Genomic DNA, 15,091 nt, shown 5'->3' on the forward strand with positions numbered 1-15,091 from the left:
ATGGATCTTTTCAACGCCGACCGCTGTCTCGTCATGGGCGTTTTGAACGTCACCGACGACTCGTTTTCCGACGGCGGCAAATGGAACACCTTCGACCGCGCCATCGCCCACGCCCACGACCTCGTGGACCAGGGCGCCGACATCATCGACGTCGGCGGCGAATCCACCCGCCCCGGCGCCACCCGCGTGACCGAGGAACAAGAACTCGCCCGCGTCGTGCCCGTCATCGAGGCGCTGTCCAAGGAAGGCATCGCGACCTCGGTGGACACGATGCGTGCCGCCGTTGCCCGCGCCAGCGCTTCGGCCGGCGTGACCATTTTGAACGACGTCTCCGGTGGCATGGCCGATCCCAACATGTTCGCCACCATGGCCGACACGGGCCTGCCCGTGATCCTGCAGCACTGGGACGTGACCAACTTCGGCGACGCCGCAGGCGACACGCTTGCCGGCAAGGACGTAGTGGCCGAGGTCCTCCGCCTCCTCGGTGAACTTGTTCACCGCGCCCAAGACGCGGGCGTGAAGAAGGACAACATCATCATCGACCCGGGCCTGGGCTTTGGTAAGTCCCGGCTTGCGGATTGGCAGCTCCTCAACGCGCTGCCGAAGCTCGTGGAGACCGGCTACCCGGTGCTCATCGGCCAGTCCCGCAAGCGCTTCCTCGGCGACATGCGCGCCGAGTACGCTCGCGACGAGAACACCGCCGTCGACCGCGACGACGCCACCCACGCCGTCTCCGCGCTATCCGCCTACCACGGTGCCTGGGCCGTCCGCGTGCACAGCGTCCGCGGTTCCCGCGACGCCGTCGAGGTGGCAGCCCGCTGGAGGAACCCGCGTGGCTGATCGGATTGAGCTCACCGGGCTTAAGGCAACCGGCTACCACGGGGTCTTCGACCACGAAAAGCGCGATGGCCAGGAATTCTCCGTGGACATCACGTGCTGGCTGCCGTTTCCGGACACCGACCACGTGGAGGACACCGTCCACTACGGTGAGCTCGCCGAGATTGCCTACCGCACCCTCACCGGCCCCGCCTACGACCTCATCGAAACCGTCGCGGGCCTGATTGCCGACGAGGCGATGCTCGCATTCCCGCTCCTGCACGCCATCGAGGTCACCGTGCACAAGCCGCACGCCCCGATCCCGCACGACTTTGCCGACGTCGCCGTCGTCCGCCGCCGCAACCGCAAGAACGCCTTCCGCGCCATCCTGTCCCTCGGCTCCAACATCGGCGACTCCGAAGAGATCTTGCGATCCGCAACGAATCGTCTCCACCCGACGAAGGTTTCCACCATCCACAAAACGGCCCCCTGGGGCGGGGTGGAACAGCCCGACTTCTTGAATCTCGCCCTGGAGCTCACCTGGTGCGGCACGCCGCTGAGTCTCTTGCGCTACTGCCAGCACCTGGAAAAGTGCGCGCACCGCACCCGCGAGATCCACTGGGGCCCGCGCACCCTCGACGTTGATGTGGTGCAAATGTACGGCGCCGAGTCCACCTCCCCGGAACTCATCGTCCCGCACCCGCATGCCCATGAGCGCGACTTCGTGCTGCGCCCCTGGGAAGAAATTGAACCCGACGCTGAATTGAACGGAACCCCCATTTCGGAGCTGCCATGAACCTCACCGACATCCGCGCCCTCATCGCCACCGGAGGATTCTTCGCCGCCGCAGCGGCCATCCTGACGTGGCGGTTCTACGGCGCGATCGGTGGTTTCTCCGCTGCAGCAAGCGTGACACTGTGGGCGATCGCCGCCCTGTGCGGATACTTGGGTTGGCGGGTGCGTCGCGCGATGAAGGATGACAACATCGGACAGGACCGCTCGCAGCTCAACCCGGTGACGGCGGCGCAGTGGCTGGTCATCGGCAAGACATCCGCCTGGACGGGCGGCATCGTCGGTGGCGCCTACGTCGGCGTCCTCATCGTCCTCCTCTTCAACCTGCACCTCGCCTCAGCTGTCGACGATCTGCCCGGTGTCATCGTCTCCACCCTCGGTGGCCTTGCCGCCTCCGCCGCCGGCCTGTACCTTGAGCGCGGGTGCCACATTCCGCCGGCATCCTCGGCAGAAGGAGCGTAATCATGGGCAGCGATTTCATTAGCGCTGCAATCTGGATCGCCCTTGTTTGGCTGATTTAAGGAGTAGGGCATGCCGGATGACCCGACTTTGGTCGGGTTATCCGTGTGCGTATGCCATGCCTGGTGGAGACGGGTCTATGGGGATGCCGAGTTGTCTTCGGGCTATTCGTATGGCGCCACCTTGGGCACACGGGTGCATGTTCAACTGAAGTGGTCCGCCGAAGGCAGGCTGCCAATACTCCAACCCATCAATTCTGACCATGTGGCCATGTTTGGGCTTATCCAGGTCATCATCGTTTCGTCCGTTGTGGAAGGGGCACAACACCATCAGGTTTTCTGTTGTGGTTTTGCCTCCGTGTTTGAACGCTTTGATGTGGTGGATCTGGGACTTTGTGGCCGGTTGGCCGCATCCCGGCCACGCGCACACGGGGTTGCGAAGCGCTTGGAAAAACCTTTCCTTCCCATCAGCAAAGCGGGGAAACTCGATGTCAAAAAGTCCAAAGTTTTCCGGCCCCAAGGGATTAACCAGAGCGCCGGTTACCTTTTTGGATAGTTCTGCCTCGAATAATTCCTTCGAGGTCATGGTGGCACCGTTAGTCAGCGAGAAAACATAGTCACCATCATCAGTTTCTGTGAAGGGAAGATCCGTCCCGATAATCACACAGGCTGTCGCAGCCGGTGGAAGCGTGCCATCATTGGCTGCCAGCGCCAACGTGATTAAACCGTCAGCGGGACATTTCGTGTCCGTTTCCTGAGCCCGGTCATAGATCTGCTTCACACGCGATGACTCTGCAGTTAACGTGAGCGTTGCGAACGTGGAGTTAGGGATAGACATGTAGGTGAGTTTCTTATCGGGGTTGTCAGCTTGGCGATAGGTCTGTAGGAGGCGAGCGCCTTCTGCGTTAATTGCGGTGATGTCCCGACCATAAGGGACCAAGGCTTCACGGATTTTCCAGGCGAACTTCTTAGGAAGCTTTGCAACAAATCGTTCGATGGCGTTCAGAGAGGCAAAGGAGCAGCCGGCAACTTTTGCTTTTTCGCGGGAGCGTTCCTGACTCCGCGGGGCGCTTGCGCGCCCGTAGTAAATGTTCGAAAGTTTCTTAATGGTGTGGGCGGTGGTCTTATCGTAGCCCAGGCGAACAAGTGCTTTTTGGGACATGCCAAACGCTTGCCCGGCGACGGTCATCGCCTGGGCAAGCAATTCAGCAATAGCACAAAGTTCGTTCATGCCACCGACGATAAACCACAATCAACACACGTCAAGAGCGGTGATACGGACCTGTGGATAACTCACCCACAGTCCCAAAAGTTATCCCCAGACCAGGTCGCATCCATGGGCCAGGACCTGGACGCAGGGTAGCGTGGGAGGGTTTTATTCGTTGAGGCGGATGTCCATGGTGTCGACAAGCTCGTGTTCGCCCACCGTGGCACGCGCAAACAGGCGGCCGGAGAGGATTTCCAACGAAGTGAGGGTGATGTTGGGGGCGACGTCGAAGACGGCACGCGCGGCGGCGAGGACGGCGTCGTCCCCCTTGGGTGCTTCGTGGGCGCCGGCGGTGAGTGCTGCGGAGAGGGCGAGGGCTGCGTGCCTTTCGTCGTCGGAAAGCAAGGCGTTGACGCGGGCGAGTGCGATGCCGTCGGGTTCGCGGAGGGTGGGCAGCGTGTGGACGGTGACCTCAAGCGCGAGGTCGGTGATTGTCTGTTGGAGGCGCAGGACTTCGTCGAAGTGGAGTTCGCTGACCATGATGTCTGTGCAGTGGGCGAGTCCGATGAGCCGTACGGTGCGGGTGAGGGAGGGGGAGTCGTCGACAAGCACATGAGGGGCGGGGGTGGAGTCGACGAAGACTACATCAGCGGGAAGTGCACCTGACGGCGCACTGGAAGCAATCGAAACAACTCCGACCACAACCGCCCGCGGGATCCGCCGCGCCGCCTGCATCAACACCTGCTGGCCGGCATCGGAATCGGGGACGAGGACGACGGGGCGCGCGGTTTTGCGCATGGCGCGGGTGTACATGGCGAGGCGGGCGGGGTCAGTAATCGTTTCCACGGGGTGTAAGCCTACCCGGGCGCGCCCGGGAACCTACCGCAGGTCGCGGACTGGGGAAGGTACCATAAGCACCATGAATATCAAGGGCAGTGAAGTTTTTCTCTGGGTGCTCATCGGGCTGGCTATCGTGGCGAGCGTCCTGATGATGTTTTCGGACTCCGATGCCTGGCAGAAAATCGCTGTTCTTGCCGCACTGTGGGCCGCAGCCCTTGGCGCGTTCCTTGTCATGAAGATGCGCGGCGAATCCAAGGCCGACGCCGACCGCGTCGCAGAGCTGGAAAATCAGCTTGACCGGGAGCGTGCGCGTGCAGATGAGGAGCGCGCCCGCAGTGAGCAGGCCATCGCCCGTTCCGAGGAGTCCGACGAGACGCTGGCCGCGATCCGCGAGCAGCTCGACGCGATGCGCGCCCAGCTGGAGGAGCTCACCGGCCGCACGTACGAGTACGAGCCGAATTCCATCACCGCCTCCGCCACGCGCCTGCGGGAGATCGGTTCGACATCCTTTACCCCGCCGGAGCCGCCTGCGCCGGAGCCGCCGCGTGAGGAGGCAGAGGATGCCGAAGTTGTTACGGCGGATCCGGATCAGGGTGGCAGCCACACGGCGGGGCACGCTGCGGAGGAGTCAAAGAGTGAGCCGACGTGGTCGTGGACGCCGCCGTCGAGTTCCTATGTTGAGCCGTCGGAGTCTGCTGACACGTATCATGGGCGTCGCCGCAAGGAAGACGATTCGTTCGACTTCCTGCAGGAACCTGCAGTCGAGGAGGAGTCGTACCACGGCCGTCGCCGGAAGGAGGACGAGCCGCGTCGTTTCGGTGGTTGGACTCCGGTGACGGATCCGGTGGCCGCGGATGATGAGTGGCACGCGCCCGATATTGAGGACATTGTTACGGCGAAGTCTGACCAGACCGCCCAGATTCCGCCGGTTCCGGAGGCCCAGGAGCGGTCCTCGGGTCACGGCCGTCGGCGCGCGGATGACCGCGAGGGTGGCGTGTCAGTTGCTGATCTGCTCAAGAATCTGAAGAAGTAGTTGTGGCTTCACCCGCGCAGCGCGTCTGCCACATCGGCTCCGATCCGCACGTCGCCGAGGGGCTCGCCCGCACGCACCATACGTTGGTTTCCCGCCCGGAGGATGCGTCGCTCATCGTTGTTTCTACCCGCGGTGATGGGCTTTTCGACGCCATTTCCTCCCTCGAGTCCCTCATTCGTCCCGGTCAGGTTGTGGTCCACACCGACCCACGCATGGGCGCGCAGGTGCTCGATCCTCTGGAGGTGCGCGGCGCGCTGTGCGTGGCGCTCGGCGCGCTGGGGGATATGTGGTGTGTGTCTGCCGTCGATGAGCTGGGGACGATGATCGGCACGCTGCTTGCCTCAGAGATGGGTGGGGTGTCGATTGTTGTCGACGACGCGGATCGTCCCCTCATCGGCCGCGTCGCCGCCGCCCTCGACACGGCGGCGGATGCCTACGCCGACGCGCGCCGCATCCTCCTCGATGTCACCGGCCAGGAGGACGTTGCCGAGCGCATTATTTCTGAGCACCTGGATCTTGTTCGCCGTGGGCTTTAGGGGGCCGGCCGCGGCGGGGGATGGGCTGCACGTTTTTAGGTAGGCGCCCGTTGGTGCGCAGTGCGTCGCGTAGCAGCCGTTCGATCTGCGCGTTGACGCTTACGAGGTCATCGGCCGCCCACTTCGCCACTGCCTCGTAGACGGCGGGGTCGAGGCGCAGCGGGACGGCCTTGCGTTTTGCCATTAGTACAGGCTACCTGCGTTCACCACGGGCTGTGTGTGGTTGTCGGAGCACAGGACGACGAGGAGGTTGGACACCATCTGGGCGCGGCGCTCGGGGTCTAGCTCGACGATGTCTTTCTTCTCCAGTTGGTCAAGCGCGGATTCCACCATGGTGACCGCACCCTCGACGATGGTTTCGCGGGCGTCGACAATTGCGGAGGCCTGCTGGCGCTGGAGCATGGACTGGGCGATCTCCGGGGCGTAGGCGAGGGTGGAGATGCGGGCCTCGATGATCTCAACGCCGGCGAGTGCTGCGCGGGCGGCCACCTCGTTGGCGATCTCGCCGGAGATCTGGTCGGTGGAGTTGGATAGCTGCGTGTACGTGTAGTTGGTGGTGACGTGGCGCAGTGCGGACTCGGACTGGGAGTGGATGAATTCTTCTACCTCCTCCACGGCGAAGCTGGCTTTGGCGGTGTCGGCGACCTGCCACACGACGATGGCGCCGATGTTGAGCGGGTTGCCGTTGGCATCATTGACCTTGAGCTCTGCGGTCTCGAAGTTGCGCACACGCACGGACACGTTCTTGGTGGTGCACAGCGGTGGGACGAGGCTGAGGCCGGTGCGCCGATTGGTGCCGACGTAGCGGCCGAGGAACTGGTTGACCTGCGTGTGGCCGGGGGACATGATGCGGAACATGGAGATGAGCAGGACAGCGATGATGACGAACGGGATAAAGAGTCCAGGCAGGGTGAAGAGCGGCACGACGAGCAGCGCGATGATGACAACAAGGTTGATGATTGCTGCTGCGGGGCCTGCGACCCATGAGGGGTGTTCGGTGATTGAGACTTTGGTGCCGTCGTGGCCGACGGGTTTTTCGGAGACGGTGGGTGCGGCGGTTTCCATAGTGGGTCCTTCCGGTGCGGAATGTGATATCAATTTTTGAATGTGATATCACATTAACTCGGTTTTGCCGATCACGCAAGTGCACCTAGAACTGGAAACCTTCAGCAGGTGGGGTACTCTATGGTGCTATGACTGACGTGAAGAATGATTTGCCCGAACAGGTGCGCATCCGCCACGAGAAGCGCGAGCGCCTGCTAGCTAGTGGCCGGGATCCGTACCCGGTCGAGGTTCCCCGCACGATTTCCATCGAGGACCTTGTTTCGAAGTACCACGTGGTCAAGGAGGACGCGCCCGCCGTGGAGGGGGCGACGAACCTCGAGGTGGGTGAGGAGACGGATATCGTTGTTTCCGTCGCCGGTCGTGTGATCTTCTTCCGTAATACGGGCAAGCTGTGCTTTGCCAAGCTGCAGGCGGGCTCCGGTGCGTCCGTGCAGGCGATGATTTCGCTGGCAGAGGTCGGCGAGGAGTCGCTGAAGAATTGGAAGGCCGATGTCGATCTCGGCGATATTATTTCTGTTACCGGTCGGGTTATTTCCTCCAAGCGCGGCGAGCTGTCCGTCATGGCTACGGATTGGCAGATGGCCTCGAAGGCGCTGCGCCCGCTGCCGGTGGCGCACAAGGAGATGAGTGAGGATCAGCGGATCCGTCACCGCTACACGGATCTGATCATGCGTGACGAGGCCCGTAAGAACGCGCTGACGCGTATTAAGGTCATGCGCGCGCTGCGGAACTTCCTGGAGTCGGAGGGCTTCCTGGAGGTGGAGACCCCGATGCTGCAGACGCTGCACGGTGGTGCCGCTGCTCGCCCGTTCGTCACCTACTCCAACGCCATGGACATGGACCTCTACCTGCGTATTGCGCCGGAGTTGTTCCTTAAGCGGTGCGTCGTCGGCGGCATTGAGCGGGTCTTTGAGGTCAACCGTAACTTCCGCAACGAGGGTGTGGATTCCTCGCACTCCCCGGAGTTCGCGATGCTCGAGACATACCAGGCGTGGGGTGATTACAACACCGGCGCTGACCTTATTAAGCGCCTCATTCAGTCCGTCGCCACGGAGGTGTTCGGTTCCACCACCGTCACGCTTGTCGACGGCACCGAGTACGACTTCGGCGGCGAGTGGAAGACGCTGGAGATGTATCCCTCCTTGAACGAGGCGCTGGCCCGCAAGTTCCCCGGCCAGCCGGAGGTCACCATCGATTCTTCTGTAGAAGAGCTGGAGGCCATCGCCGACCACATTGGCCTGGAGAAGGGCAAGGGCTGGGGTCACGGCAAGTTTGTCGAGGAGATCTGGGAGTTCCTCTGCGAAGATCAGCTGTACGGCCCGGTGTTCGTCCGCGACTTCCCGGTGGAGACCTCGCCGCTGACTCGCCAGCACCGGTCCAAGCCCGGCGTGACCGAGAAGTGGGACCTCTACGTCCGCGGCTTTGAGCTGGCCACCGGCTACTCGGAGCTGGTCGATCCGGTGATCCAGCGCGAGCGCTTTGAGGATCAGGCGCGTCTTGCCGCCGGAGGCGACGACGAGGCGATGGAGCTTGATGAGGACTTCCTGTTCGCGATGGAGCAGGCCATGCCTCCGACATCGGGCAACGGCATGGGCATCGATCGTCTCCTCATGGCCCTTACTGGCCTGGGCATTCGCGAGACCGTCCTGTTCCCGATCGTGAAGCCGGAATAAGTACGTCAAGCAAACTTTGGCCCGACAAGCCATAATGAGGGCATGGCACCTCTTCTTACCCAGCTTCCCTCGGCAGGGTGGGTGAGTGTCGGGCCGTGGGTAGGAGCGTCACGGGACCTGACCCAACCACCGCAGTACCGCCACGGTGTGACCACCTACGTTGTGGTGCGCCATGGCTGCGTGCTTGTCGAGGATTCCAGCGGGTTCAGCGCTGACGTGTCGCAGGGCATGATTGCCGGGGTACCCAGCGGGCTCACAGTGCGGATTCAGCCGTACGGGGATTCCGCGCGGGGTGCCCAGCTGCTGCTGGCCAACACCGCGCTCACCTCCTCGTGGCTCAACCCACCGCTTCATGCGGGGTTCCTCACCACCGCCGATGAGGGGGTACCAGCGGGCAGCGAGGTCGCGTCCATCGGCGACGCGGGGATTGCCATCGGTTCCAGTGAGGCTGGAATCTCCTTCGGTGGTGAGCCCCTCACCACGCCTTTTATTCTTTGGGACGGCATTCTCGCGGCCAGCGACGAGGAACTTCGTCGCTTCTGCCGCACCGCCCCCGTACGGCCCCTCAAACCCCGACTAAACCGCCCGTGGAGGAAACATGAGCATTAACAATCTTGGCGAGACCATCCGCAAGCGTCGCCGCAAGCTCGGAATCAACCAGCTGGACCTCGCCGAGAGGTCGGGCGTGTCCGACCGCTTCATCCGCGACCTCGAACACGGCAAGATGTCCCTGCGCCTAGATAAGCTCATCGATCTGCTGGAGGCGCTCGATCTCGACCTCACCCTGACGGAGGTCAAGCGACATCCAGGGCAGCACTAATCTGCTCGAATGCGCTGGCCACATCGGTGCGCCACACCACGTCGGCCTTCTTGTCCCCGCGCCCCGGCCCGCCGTTGATCACGGCGACGGGCTTGCCCTGCGCCCGCGCGTCGAGGACGAACGTGTAGCCACTCATGACGGCAAGTGAGCTCCCCACAACGAGGAGCGAGGATGACTTGTCCAGGAGTTCCCGCGCCCGGGCCTTGCGGTTAGCCGGGACGGGTTCGCCGAAGTAGACAACATCGGGCTTGAGCTTCGTGGAGCCACAATTTTCGCACTCGGCGAGGTGGAACGCGGCGACGTCCTCGTCCCTAAGCGCCACGTCTCCGTCGGGGTTGACCATAGATGTGTCCACGTGGATGGACTCCACATATCCGGGGTTGGCTGACGCCAACCGCTTATCAAATCGCGTGCGCTTCTCCCGGTGACCGCACGTGAGGCAGCACACCGAGCCCAAGTCGCCGTGCAGCGGGATGACGGTGCGCGAACCAGCCTGCGTGTGCAGGCCGTCGACGTTTTGGGTGATGAGCCCCGAGACGAAGCCGCGCGCCTCAAGCGCGGCGATGGCGCGGTGAACCGAGTTGGGGCGCGCCTCATCCATGTGCCGCCAGCCGATGAAACTGCGGGCCCAGTAGCGTCGCAAAGCCTCAGGGTCGTGCTGAAACTCCTGGTAAGTCATGGGGCGGTGGCGGGTGAGCGAACCGTTGGGGCCGCGATAATCGGGAATCCCCGAGTCGGTGGAGACCCCGGCCCCGGTGAGAACGAGGCAGCCGGTGGCCCGCAGCTGGCGGAGGATGAACGCGAGCGCCTGCGCAGGTGGGGTGGGGGTCACCGTCTCGTGGACGACGCGGGCGATGGATTTGAGGGCGGAGTCGTGTGCGAGTTGGACGGCGGGGTCGTCGAAGTGTTGGGTGCTCACGCAGCCCATTGTATGGAAGAGTAGGGCTATGAGCTTTGTTCTTGATTGTGATCCCGGCATCGACGATGCCTTCGCGCTGATTTATATGCAGCGGACCGGGCAGCTAGACGCCGTCACCACCACGGGTGGGAACGTCGGCACGGCACAAACGGCCACGAACGCCCGCTGGCTTCTCGACGCCCTAGGTGGGCCCACGGTCCCCGTCGCGCCGGGGGAACCCGCCCCCATCGCACGGGAGCTCATCACCACTCCGGAAACCCACGGTGAGTACGGCCTCGGCTACGTTCACCCGACACCGGGCACGCTGCACCCAGGGCCGTGGGAGGACCTGTGGGGGTCGAAGCTTATCGTCACAGGTCCCCTGACTAACCTCGCCCGGTTCCGCGAGCGCTGCCCCGAACGGTACGCGGCCATTGAGGAGCTGACCATCATGGGCGGGGCCATCGATTACCCGGGAAATACAACCGATCACGCCGAGTGGAACATCTGGGTGGACCCCGAGGCCGCCGAGGACGTGTTTGGCCACCTCCCTCCCCACGCCCGGGTGACGCTGTGCCCGCTGAACGTGACCGAGGGGTTCCGCATCGACCCGGCGCGGCTCACGCCCATCGCGGAGGCACTGGGCGGGGAGGTCGGTGCCGCGCTCCCGGAGATCATGCGGTTCTACTGGGAGTTCCACGAGTCCCATGGCATCGGCTACACGGCGCAGATCCATGATCTGCTCACCTGCCTGATCGCGTGCGACGCCGTGGACTACGCGGTAGAGGAGGTGGCACTGACGGTGGACGCGGGCGCAGACCGTGGCGCGGTGACGCAGGTGGCACACCCGGAGGCGGGCCGCCTGCCCGTGCGGGTGCTGACCGGCGTGGACTACGAGGAAGCACATAGGGTATTCTTCGATTCGATTGCCCCGAGGTGACATAGGGGCCCCTTCGCATTACTCACGCGCATTGGAGGCCGTATGTCTACAACCAAAAACACCATCCTCATCTGGGCCGGGGCCCTCGTCATCGCGGCGACGTGGCTCTTCCTCGTCCTCACCCGCCCGACCGATTGGGAATCCATCGGCGGGTCGACGGAGGCGATCGTGACGCTCGTGGGCTACGTCGGCGGGGCCGTCCTCCTCATCGCCGGCATCCTTCCGCGGCTTACCGCCCGCGAACTCGGGCTCATTCCCGTGGCGCTGGTTATCAACATGATTGTCGGCCAGATCGTGGGGTCCACCGGCCTGCCGCTGTACCTGGATTCGGTGGGGACGATGCTTGTGGCGGCGCTGGCCGGTCCCGCCGCCGGCCTGGCCACGGGCGCGTTGACGAGCGTCGTGTGGGGTGTCTTTAACCCGATGGCGCTGCCCTTTGCCGCCGGGTCCGGGCTGACGGGCTTGCTTGCTGGCCTCGCCATCCACAAGTTCAAGAGCTTCGAGCACCCGTGGCGCATCATCCCGGCCGGTGCCGTCATGGGCATCATCGTGGGCATGCTGTCCGCGCCTGTGGCGGCCTTCGTCTACGGAGGTACCGCCGGTGTGGGCACGGGTGCGGTGGTGTCCGCTTTCCGGGCGATGGGAAATTCGCTGCTGGAGTCGGTGACGTTGCAGTCGATGATCAGTGACCCGCTGGATAAAATCGTCGTGTTGTTCGTCGTGTGGGGGATCGTGAAGGCGCTGCCAGCATCGATTGTGAAGCCCGCGCGGTGAATCCGCTCTCGGTAGCGTCGCTGGCCGCGACGGCGTGGATCGTCGTCCTCGGCACAAATCGGTGGTGGCTTTCCGTTCTTGTTGCCATCGTGGCGGCATCGGTGGGCCGTGCGTGGGGGAAGACGCTCCTGGTGACGCTCCCGATGGCCCTCTCCCTCCTCGTCATTCACGCCCCGCACGGTCAGACGCCGATCGCCCCGCTCATGACCGTCGAGGGCGTGGTGGCAACCGGAGCCCTGACCGCCCGCTTTGCCGCGTGCGTAGCCAGCGTGTTTGCGGTGGCCCGCTACGTGCGGGTGGAGGAGATGGTGAAGGCGATCCAGCAGGCGGGTTCGCCGCGGCTTGCCTACCTTGTCGGTTCCGCCTTCGCGGTGTTGCCGGAGGGGAAGCGCGCACTGGCGGAGGTCCGTGAAGCCGCCGAACTAAGCGGAATGAAAGCACCGAAACGGACGGTGGTGACGGCGGTTATCACGCTCCTCCTCGTGCGGGCGACGGAGCGCACGACGGCGCTCACCCACCTGGCGATAGACCGACCGGGGCCGCGCACCATGTACGCCCCGGTGCCGCCCCGTGCGTGGTGGACGCTTCCGCTGCCGGCGGTGGCGCTTATTGCCGTGGTGGTGAAGGGAGCAATCGGATGATCGATTATGTCTGGTACGACGGGGATATTCCGCGCCCGCCGTATCCCGCAGTTGGTGCCCGCCCGGTGCTCAGTGGCCTGCGCGCTACCGTGGCCGAGGAGATTGCCCTCCCGATGGAGCAGCGCGGTGAGACGCGAGCAGACATGCGGGAGCGCGTCGACACGCTGACACACGCGTTGGGAATCGAGCACCTGCAGGAAAGGGACCCACGGCACCTGTCGGGCGGTGAGACGCGCCTTGTCGCCGTCGCCAGCCTCCTCGCCTCCGGGGAAAAAGAAATCGGTTTGATCACACCGATGGCGGGGCTTGCGGAGCAGGCCGTGGAGCGGTTGCGGGCGGCGTGCGAAGCGACCCCACAGACCGTCCACTGGCTGGACTTCTCGGATCGCCTGCGGACGCTGCCGCAGCGAGTGGAACCATCCGGCGCGCGGATCGAGCGGGAAGGGATCCCGCTCACTGCCGGTGGCGTGACGCGCCTGGTCGGCCCCAACGGTGCCGGGAAATCCACCACGCTGCGCAGGCTTGCCCGCGCCCTTCGCGCCCCGCTGTCCATGCAGTTCCCGGAGGCGCAGCTCATCCTCGCGCGGAAGAGCGTTGAGGGGCCGCATCCCCTCGATTTGTCGCTGGGGGAGCAGCGCGTCGTGTCCGTAAAAGCGGTGACGGACGCGCCCTACATGCTCATCGACGAACCGGATGCGGGCATCGGCCCTGCCCATTGGGAAGAGATCCACGCGCTTCTCGCCGGTGCGCTCGCGCGTGGTATCGCGGTCGTTTTAGCCTGCCATGATGAACGTTTTGCCACAGATGTTGAGACGTACGCATGTGTCGAAACGATCACAATTTTGCGCTAGCCCTAGCGTGCGGGTAAGAGAAGCGCTAAGATGATGCCCGACCGGACAAAACCGGAAATAAGCAAAAACTTACCGCAAGGAGAGCTCGTGGGAAAGCAAGTTACGAACAAGGTAGTACTCGTTGGTGCAGGCGATGTGGGATTGGCCTACGCCTACGCACTGGTTAACCAGGGGACCGTCGATCACCTGGCGATGATCGATATCGACGAGAAGCGCCTCAAGGGCAACGTCATGGACTTGAACCACGGCGCCGTGTGGGCCGGTGGCTCCACGACGGTTACCGTCGGCTCCTACGAGGACTGCGCCGACGCTGACCTGCTCGTCATCTGTGCTGGTGCCGCCCAGAAGCCCGGCGAGACTCGCCTGCAGCTTGTGGATAAGAACCTCAAGATTTTGAAGTCCATCATCGAGCCCGCCATGGCCAACGACTTCGACGGCATTATCCTCGTTGCCTCCAACCCGGTGGACATTCTCTCCTACGGTGCATGGAAGTTCTCCGGCCTGCCGGCAAAGCGCGTCTTCGGCTCCGGCACGATCCTTGATACCGCCCGCTACCGCTGGATGCTGGGCGAGATGCACCACGTTTCCCCGTCCTCCATCCACGCTTACATCGCCGGTGAGCACGGCGATTCTGAACTTCCCGTGGTATCCACCGCCAACATCGCCGGTGTTCCACTTCGTGCCTATGCTGATCGCCAGGAAGGCTACGCCGAGAAGATTGAGAAGGTCTTCCACGAGACCCGCGACGCCGCCTACGACATCATCGACGCCAAGGGTTCTACCTCGTACGGCATTGGCATGGGCCTTGCCCGCCTGACCAAGGCCATTTTCAAGAACCAGTACGTCGCACTCCCGGTTTCTGCCCTGCTCAAGGGTGAGTACGGCCAGAGCGATATCTACCTCGGCACCCCGGCGATTATTAACCGCGGTGGCGTCAACCGTGTCATCGAGCTCGACCTCGACGAGCACGAGAAGGAGCTCTTTGACAAGTCCGCAACGCAGCTCCGCGAAATCATGGACGAAGAGTTTAAGTAGTTCGACTTCGTCAAGTTTGACTACGTCAAACTGTTAAATGGCCAGCGCCTTTTAGGCACTGGCCTTTTCGCGTTAACGTGGAAATATGCAGTTTGCTTCTCGACGTCCCTCCCCACTGTCTGGTGCCAAACCCACCCGAGTCGATCTTGCGGGCTTCCGAAGGAAACCCGTCGACGATCTCCTCCCCGTCGAGGGGGAAACGGAGCGGCTCGCACTCCTTATCGTCGGGGTGAACCCCAGCCCGTGGACTGCCGCCGTCAACGCGCCGTTTGCCCATCCAGGGAACCGATTCTGGCCGTCGCTTTACCGCGCGGGGCTCACTCCCTACGAGGTGGATGCCTCACGGGGCTTAAAAGACGATGACCTTCACATGCTGGAGGAGCGTCGCATCGGCATCACCAACTTCGTTTCTGGCTTGGCAACGTCGAAGGCCTCGGAGCTCACCGCCGAACAACTACGTGAGGGCGCGCAGGGGGTGCTCCGACTCGTCGAAAAGCTACAACCCGAAAAGGTGGCCATTGTCGGCATCACCGCCCACCGGCAGGCCTTCCGCAAGCCAAAGGCGAAGCTAGGAAGGCAGGAAGGGGAGTTTATCCCCGAGGGATGGCCCGCCACCGTGGAGTTGTGGGTGGTGCCGCAACCGAGTGGCCTCAACGCGCACGAGACGATCGATTCGTTGGCCGAGAAGTGGCAGGGTGTGATGGAATAAAAT

The 15,091-nt window shown here is 63.4% G+C and carries 18 protein-coding genes and 2 pseudogenes; 15 read left to right on the forward strand and 5 right to left on the reverse strand.

Annotated elements, in window-relative coordinates:
• The 4 genes and pseudogenes from folP to HMPREF3044_RS10735 all read left to right on the forward strand — a co-directional run bounded on the left by folP (window position 1) and on the right by HMPREF3044_RS10735 (window position 2,070).
• Window positions 1-840 carry a dihydropteroate synthase gene (gene folP, locus HMPREF3044_RS10725; RefSeq protein ID WP_070741557.1) on the forward strand — a complete coding sequence of 280 codons (840 nt, stop codon included), beginning with the start codon at window positions 1-3 and terminating at the stop codon, window positions 838-840.
• A pseudogene (folB, locus tag HMPREF3044_RS13680) lies at window positions 833-1,186 on the forward strand (dihydroneopterin aldolase); the annotation flags it as partial. The gene folP and the pseudogene folB, both read left to right, overlap by 8 nt.
• A 24-nt stretch (window positions 1,187-1,210) precedes the next feature.
• Window positions 1,211-1,612: pseudogene (gene folK, locus HMPREF3044_RS13685) on the forward strand (2-amino-4-hydroxy-6-hydroxymethyldihydropteridine diphosphokinase); the annotation flags it as partial.
• Window positions 1,609-2,070, forward strand: coding sequence for a DUF3180 domain-containing protein (locus HMPREF3044_RS10735; RefSeq protein WP_005388634.1), 462 nt, complete (start codon window positions 1,609-1,611; stop codon window positions 2,068-2,070). The pseudogene folK and the gene HMPREF3044_RS10735, both read left to right, overlap by 4 nt.
• Window positions 2,071-2,166: 96 nt before the next feature.
• Here the strand turns inward: HMPREF3044_RS10735 and HMPREF3044_RS10740 are convergent, their stop codons facing one another.
• Entirely contained in the window at window positions 2,167-3,297 is a 1,131-nt protein-coding gene (locus HMPREF3044_RS10740; protein ID WP_070741563.1) for an HNH endonuclease signature motif containing protein, read from the reverse strand.
• A 144-nt stretch (window positions 3,298-3,441) separates the two neighbouring features.
• Window positions 3,442-4,119 (reverse strand): pantoate--beta-alanine ligase, encoded by a 678-nt coding sequence (locus tag HMPREF3044_RS10745; protein WP_070741566.1) that lies wholly within the window; start codon window positions 4,117-4,119, stop codon window positions 3,442-3,444.
• A 73-nt stretch (window positions 4,120-4,192) separates the two neighbouring features.
• Here HMPREF3044_RS10745 and HMPREF3044_RS10750 point away from each other — a divergent pair, with 73 nt between their 5' ends.
• Both HMPREF3044_RS10750 and HMPREF3044_RS10755 read left to right on the forward strand, forming a co-directional pair.
• Complete coding sequence (locus tag HMPREF3044_RS10750; RefSeq protein WP_070741571.1) at window positions 4,193-5,146, forward strand: DUF6779 domain-containing protein; 954 nt, start codon at window positions 4,193-4,195, stop codon at window positions 5,144-5,146.
• A gap of 2 nt (window positions 5,147-5,148) precedes the next feature.
• A complete protein-coding gene (locus tag HMPREF3044_RS10755; protein ID WP_070741574.1) occupies window positions 5,149-5,682 on the forward strand; it encodes a hypothetical protein in 534 nt (177 codons plus the stop codon).
• On the opposite strand, the gene HMPREF3044_RS10760 is transcribed toward HMPREF3044_RS10755, so the two are convergent.
• Both HMPREF3044_RS10760 and HMPREF3044_RS10765 read right to left on the reverse strand, forming a co-directional pair.
• Window positions 5,642-5,866, reverse strand: a complete 225-nt coding sequence (locus HMPREF3044_RS10760) for a type II toxin-antitoxin system antitoxin (protein ID WP_005388639.1) — start codon at window positions 5,864-5,866, stop codon at window positions 5,642-5,644. The two genes, HMPREF3044_RS10755 and HMPREF3044_RS10760, sit on opposite strands and share 41 nt — an antisense overlap.
• Window positions 5,866-6,747 carry an SPFH domain-containing protein gene (locus tag HMPREF3044_RS10765; protein ID WP_070741577.1) on the reverse strand — a complete coding sequence of 294 codons (882 nt, stop codon included), beginning with the start codon at window positions 6,745-6,747 and terminating at the stop codon, window positions 5,866-5,868. Before HMPREF3044_RS10765 ends, HMPREF3044_RS10760 begins: the two co-directional genes overlap by 1 nt.
• A 128-nt stretch (window positions 6,748-6,875) precedes the next feature.
• Here HMPREF3044_RS10765 and lysS point away from each other — a divergent pair, with 128 nt between their 5' ends.
• The 3 genes from lysS to HMPREF3044_RS10780 are packed head-to-tail and all read left to right on the forward strand — an operon-like array spanning window position 6,876 to window position 9,240.
• Complete coding sequence (gene lysS, locus HMPREF3044_RS10770) at window positions 6,876-8,420, forward strand: lysine--tRNA ligase (protein ID WP_070741580.1); 1,545 nt, start codon at window positions 6,876-6,878, stop codon at window positions 8,418-8,420.
• A gap of 42 nt (window positions 8,421-8,462) precedes the next feature.
• A complete protein-coding gene (locus HMPREF3044_RS10775) occupies window positions 8,463-9,029 on the forward strand; it encodes a hypothetical protein (RefSeq protein ID WP_070741583.1) in 567 nt (188 codons plus the stop codon).
• Window positions 9,019-9,240, forward strand: coding sequence for a type II toxin-antitoxin system Y4mF family antitoxin (locus tag HMPREF3044_RS10780; RefSeq protein ID WP_005388649.1), 222 nt, complete (start codon window positions 9,019-9,021; stop codon window positions 9,238-9,240). The genes HMPREF3044_RS10775 and HMPREF3044_RS10780 overlap by 11 nt, the downstream gene beginning before the upstream one ends.
• Here the strand turns inward: HMPREF3044_RS10780 and HMPREF3044_RS10785 are convergent.
• Window positions 9,215-10,168: a Sir2 family NAD-dependent protein deacetylase gene (locus tag HMPREF3044_RS10785; RefSeq protein WP_005388651.1), complete on the reverse strand. Its 954-nt coding sequence runs from the start codon at window positions 10,166-10,168 to the stop codon at window positions 9,215-9,217. The two genes, HMPREF3044_RS10780 and HMPREF3044_RS10785, sit on opposite strands and share 26 nt — an antisense overlap.
• A gap of 19 nt (window positions 10,169-10,187) precedes the next feature.
• Between HMPREF3044_RS10785 and HMPREF3044_RS10790 the strand changes: the two genes are divergently transcribed.
• The 6 genes from HMPREF3044_RS10790 to HMPREF3044_RS10815 all read left to right on the forward strand — a co-directional run bounded on the left by HMPREF3044_RS10790 (window position 10,188) and on the right by HMPREF3044_RS10815 (window position 15,088).
• Window positions 10,188-11,078: a nucleoside hydrolase gene (locus HMPREF3044_RS10790; protein ID WP_070741587.1), complete on the forward strand. Its 891-nt coding sequence runs from the start codon at window positions 10,188-10,190 to the stop codon at window positions 11,076-11,078.
• Between the two features lie 42 nt (window positions 11,079-11,120).
• Entirely contained in the window at window positions 11,121-11,852 is a 732-nt protein-coding gene (locus HMPREF3044_RS10795) for a hypothetical protein (RefSeq protein ID WP_005388655.1), read from the forward strand.
• A complete protein-coding gene (locus tag HMPREF3044_RS10800; RefSeq protein WP_070741589.1) occupies window positions 11,849-12,493 on the forward strand; it encodes an energy-coupling factor transporter transmembrane component T family protein in 645 nt (214 codons plus the stop codon). The genes HMPREF3044_RS10795 and HMPREF3044_RS10800 overlap by 4 nt, the downstream gene beginning before the upstream one ends.
• On the forward strand, window positions 12,490-13,344 hold the full coding sequence (locus tag HMPREF3044_RS10805; RefSeq protein ID WP_070741592.1) for a P-loop NTPase family protein: 855 nt from the start codon (window positions 12,490-12,492) through the stop codon (window positions 13,342-13,344). The genes HMPREF3044_RS10800 and HMPREF3044_RS10805 overlap by 4 nt, the downstream gene beginning before the upstream one ends.
• 30 nt (window positions 13,345-13,374) lie before the next feature.
• Entirely contained in the window at window positions 13,375-14,379 is a 1,005-nt protein-coding gene (locus HMPREF3044_RS10810; RefSeq protein ID WP_005393625.1) for an L-lactate dehydrogenase, read from the forward strand.
• A gap of 85 nt (window positions 14,380-14,464) precedes the next feature.
• A complete protein-coding gene (locus HMPREF3044_RS10815) occupies window positions 14,465-15,088 on the forward strand; it encodes a mismatch-specific DNA-glycosylase (protein WP_070741595.1) in 624 nt (207 codons plus the stop codon).
• The last annotated feature ends 3 nt before the right edge of the window (window positions 15,089-15,091 follow it).

The sequence above is a fragment of the Corynebacterium sp. HMSC073D01 genome, assembly GCF_001815555.1.
GTDB lineage: Bacteria > Actinomycetota > Actinomycetes > Mycobacteriales > Mycobacteriaceae > Corynebacterium > Corynebacterium glucuronolyticum.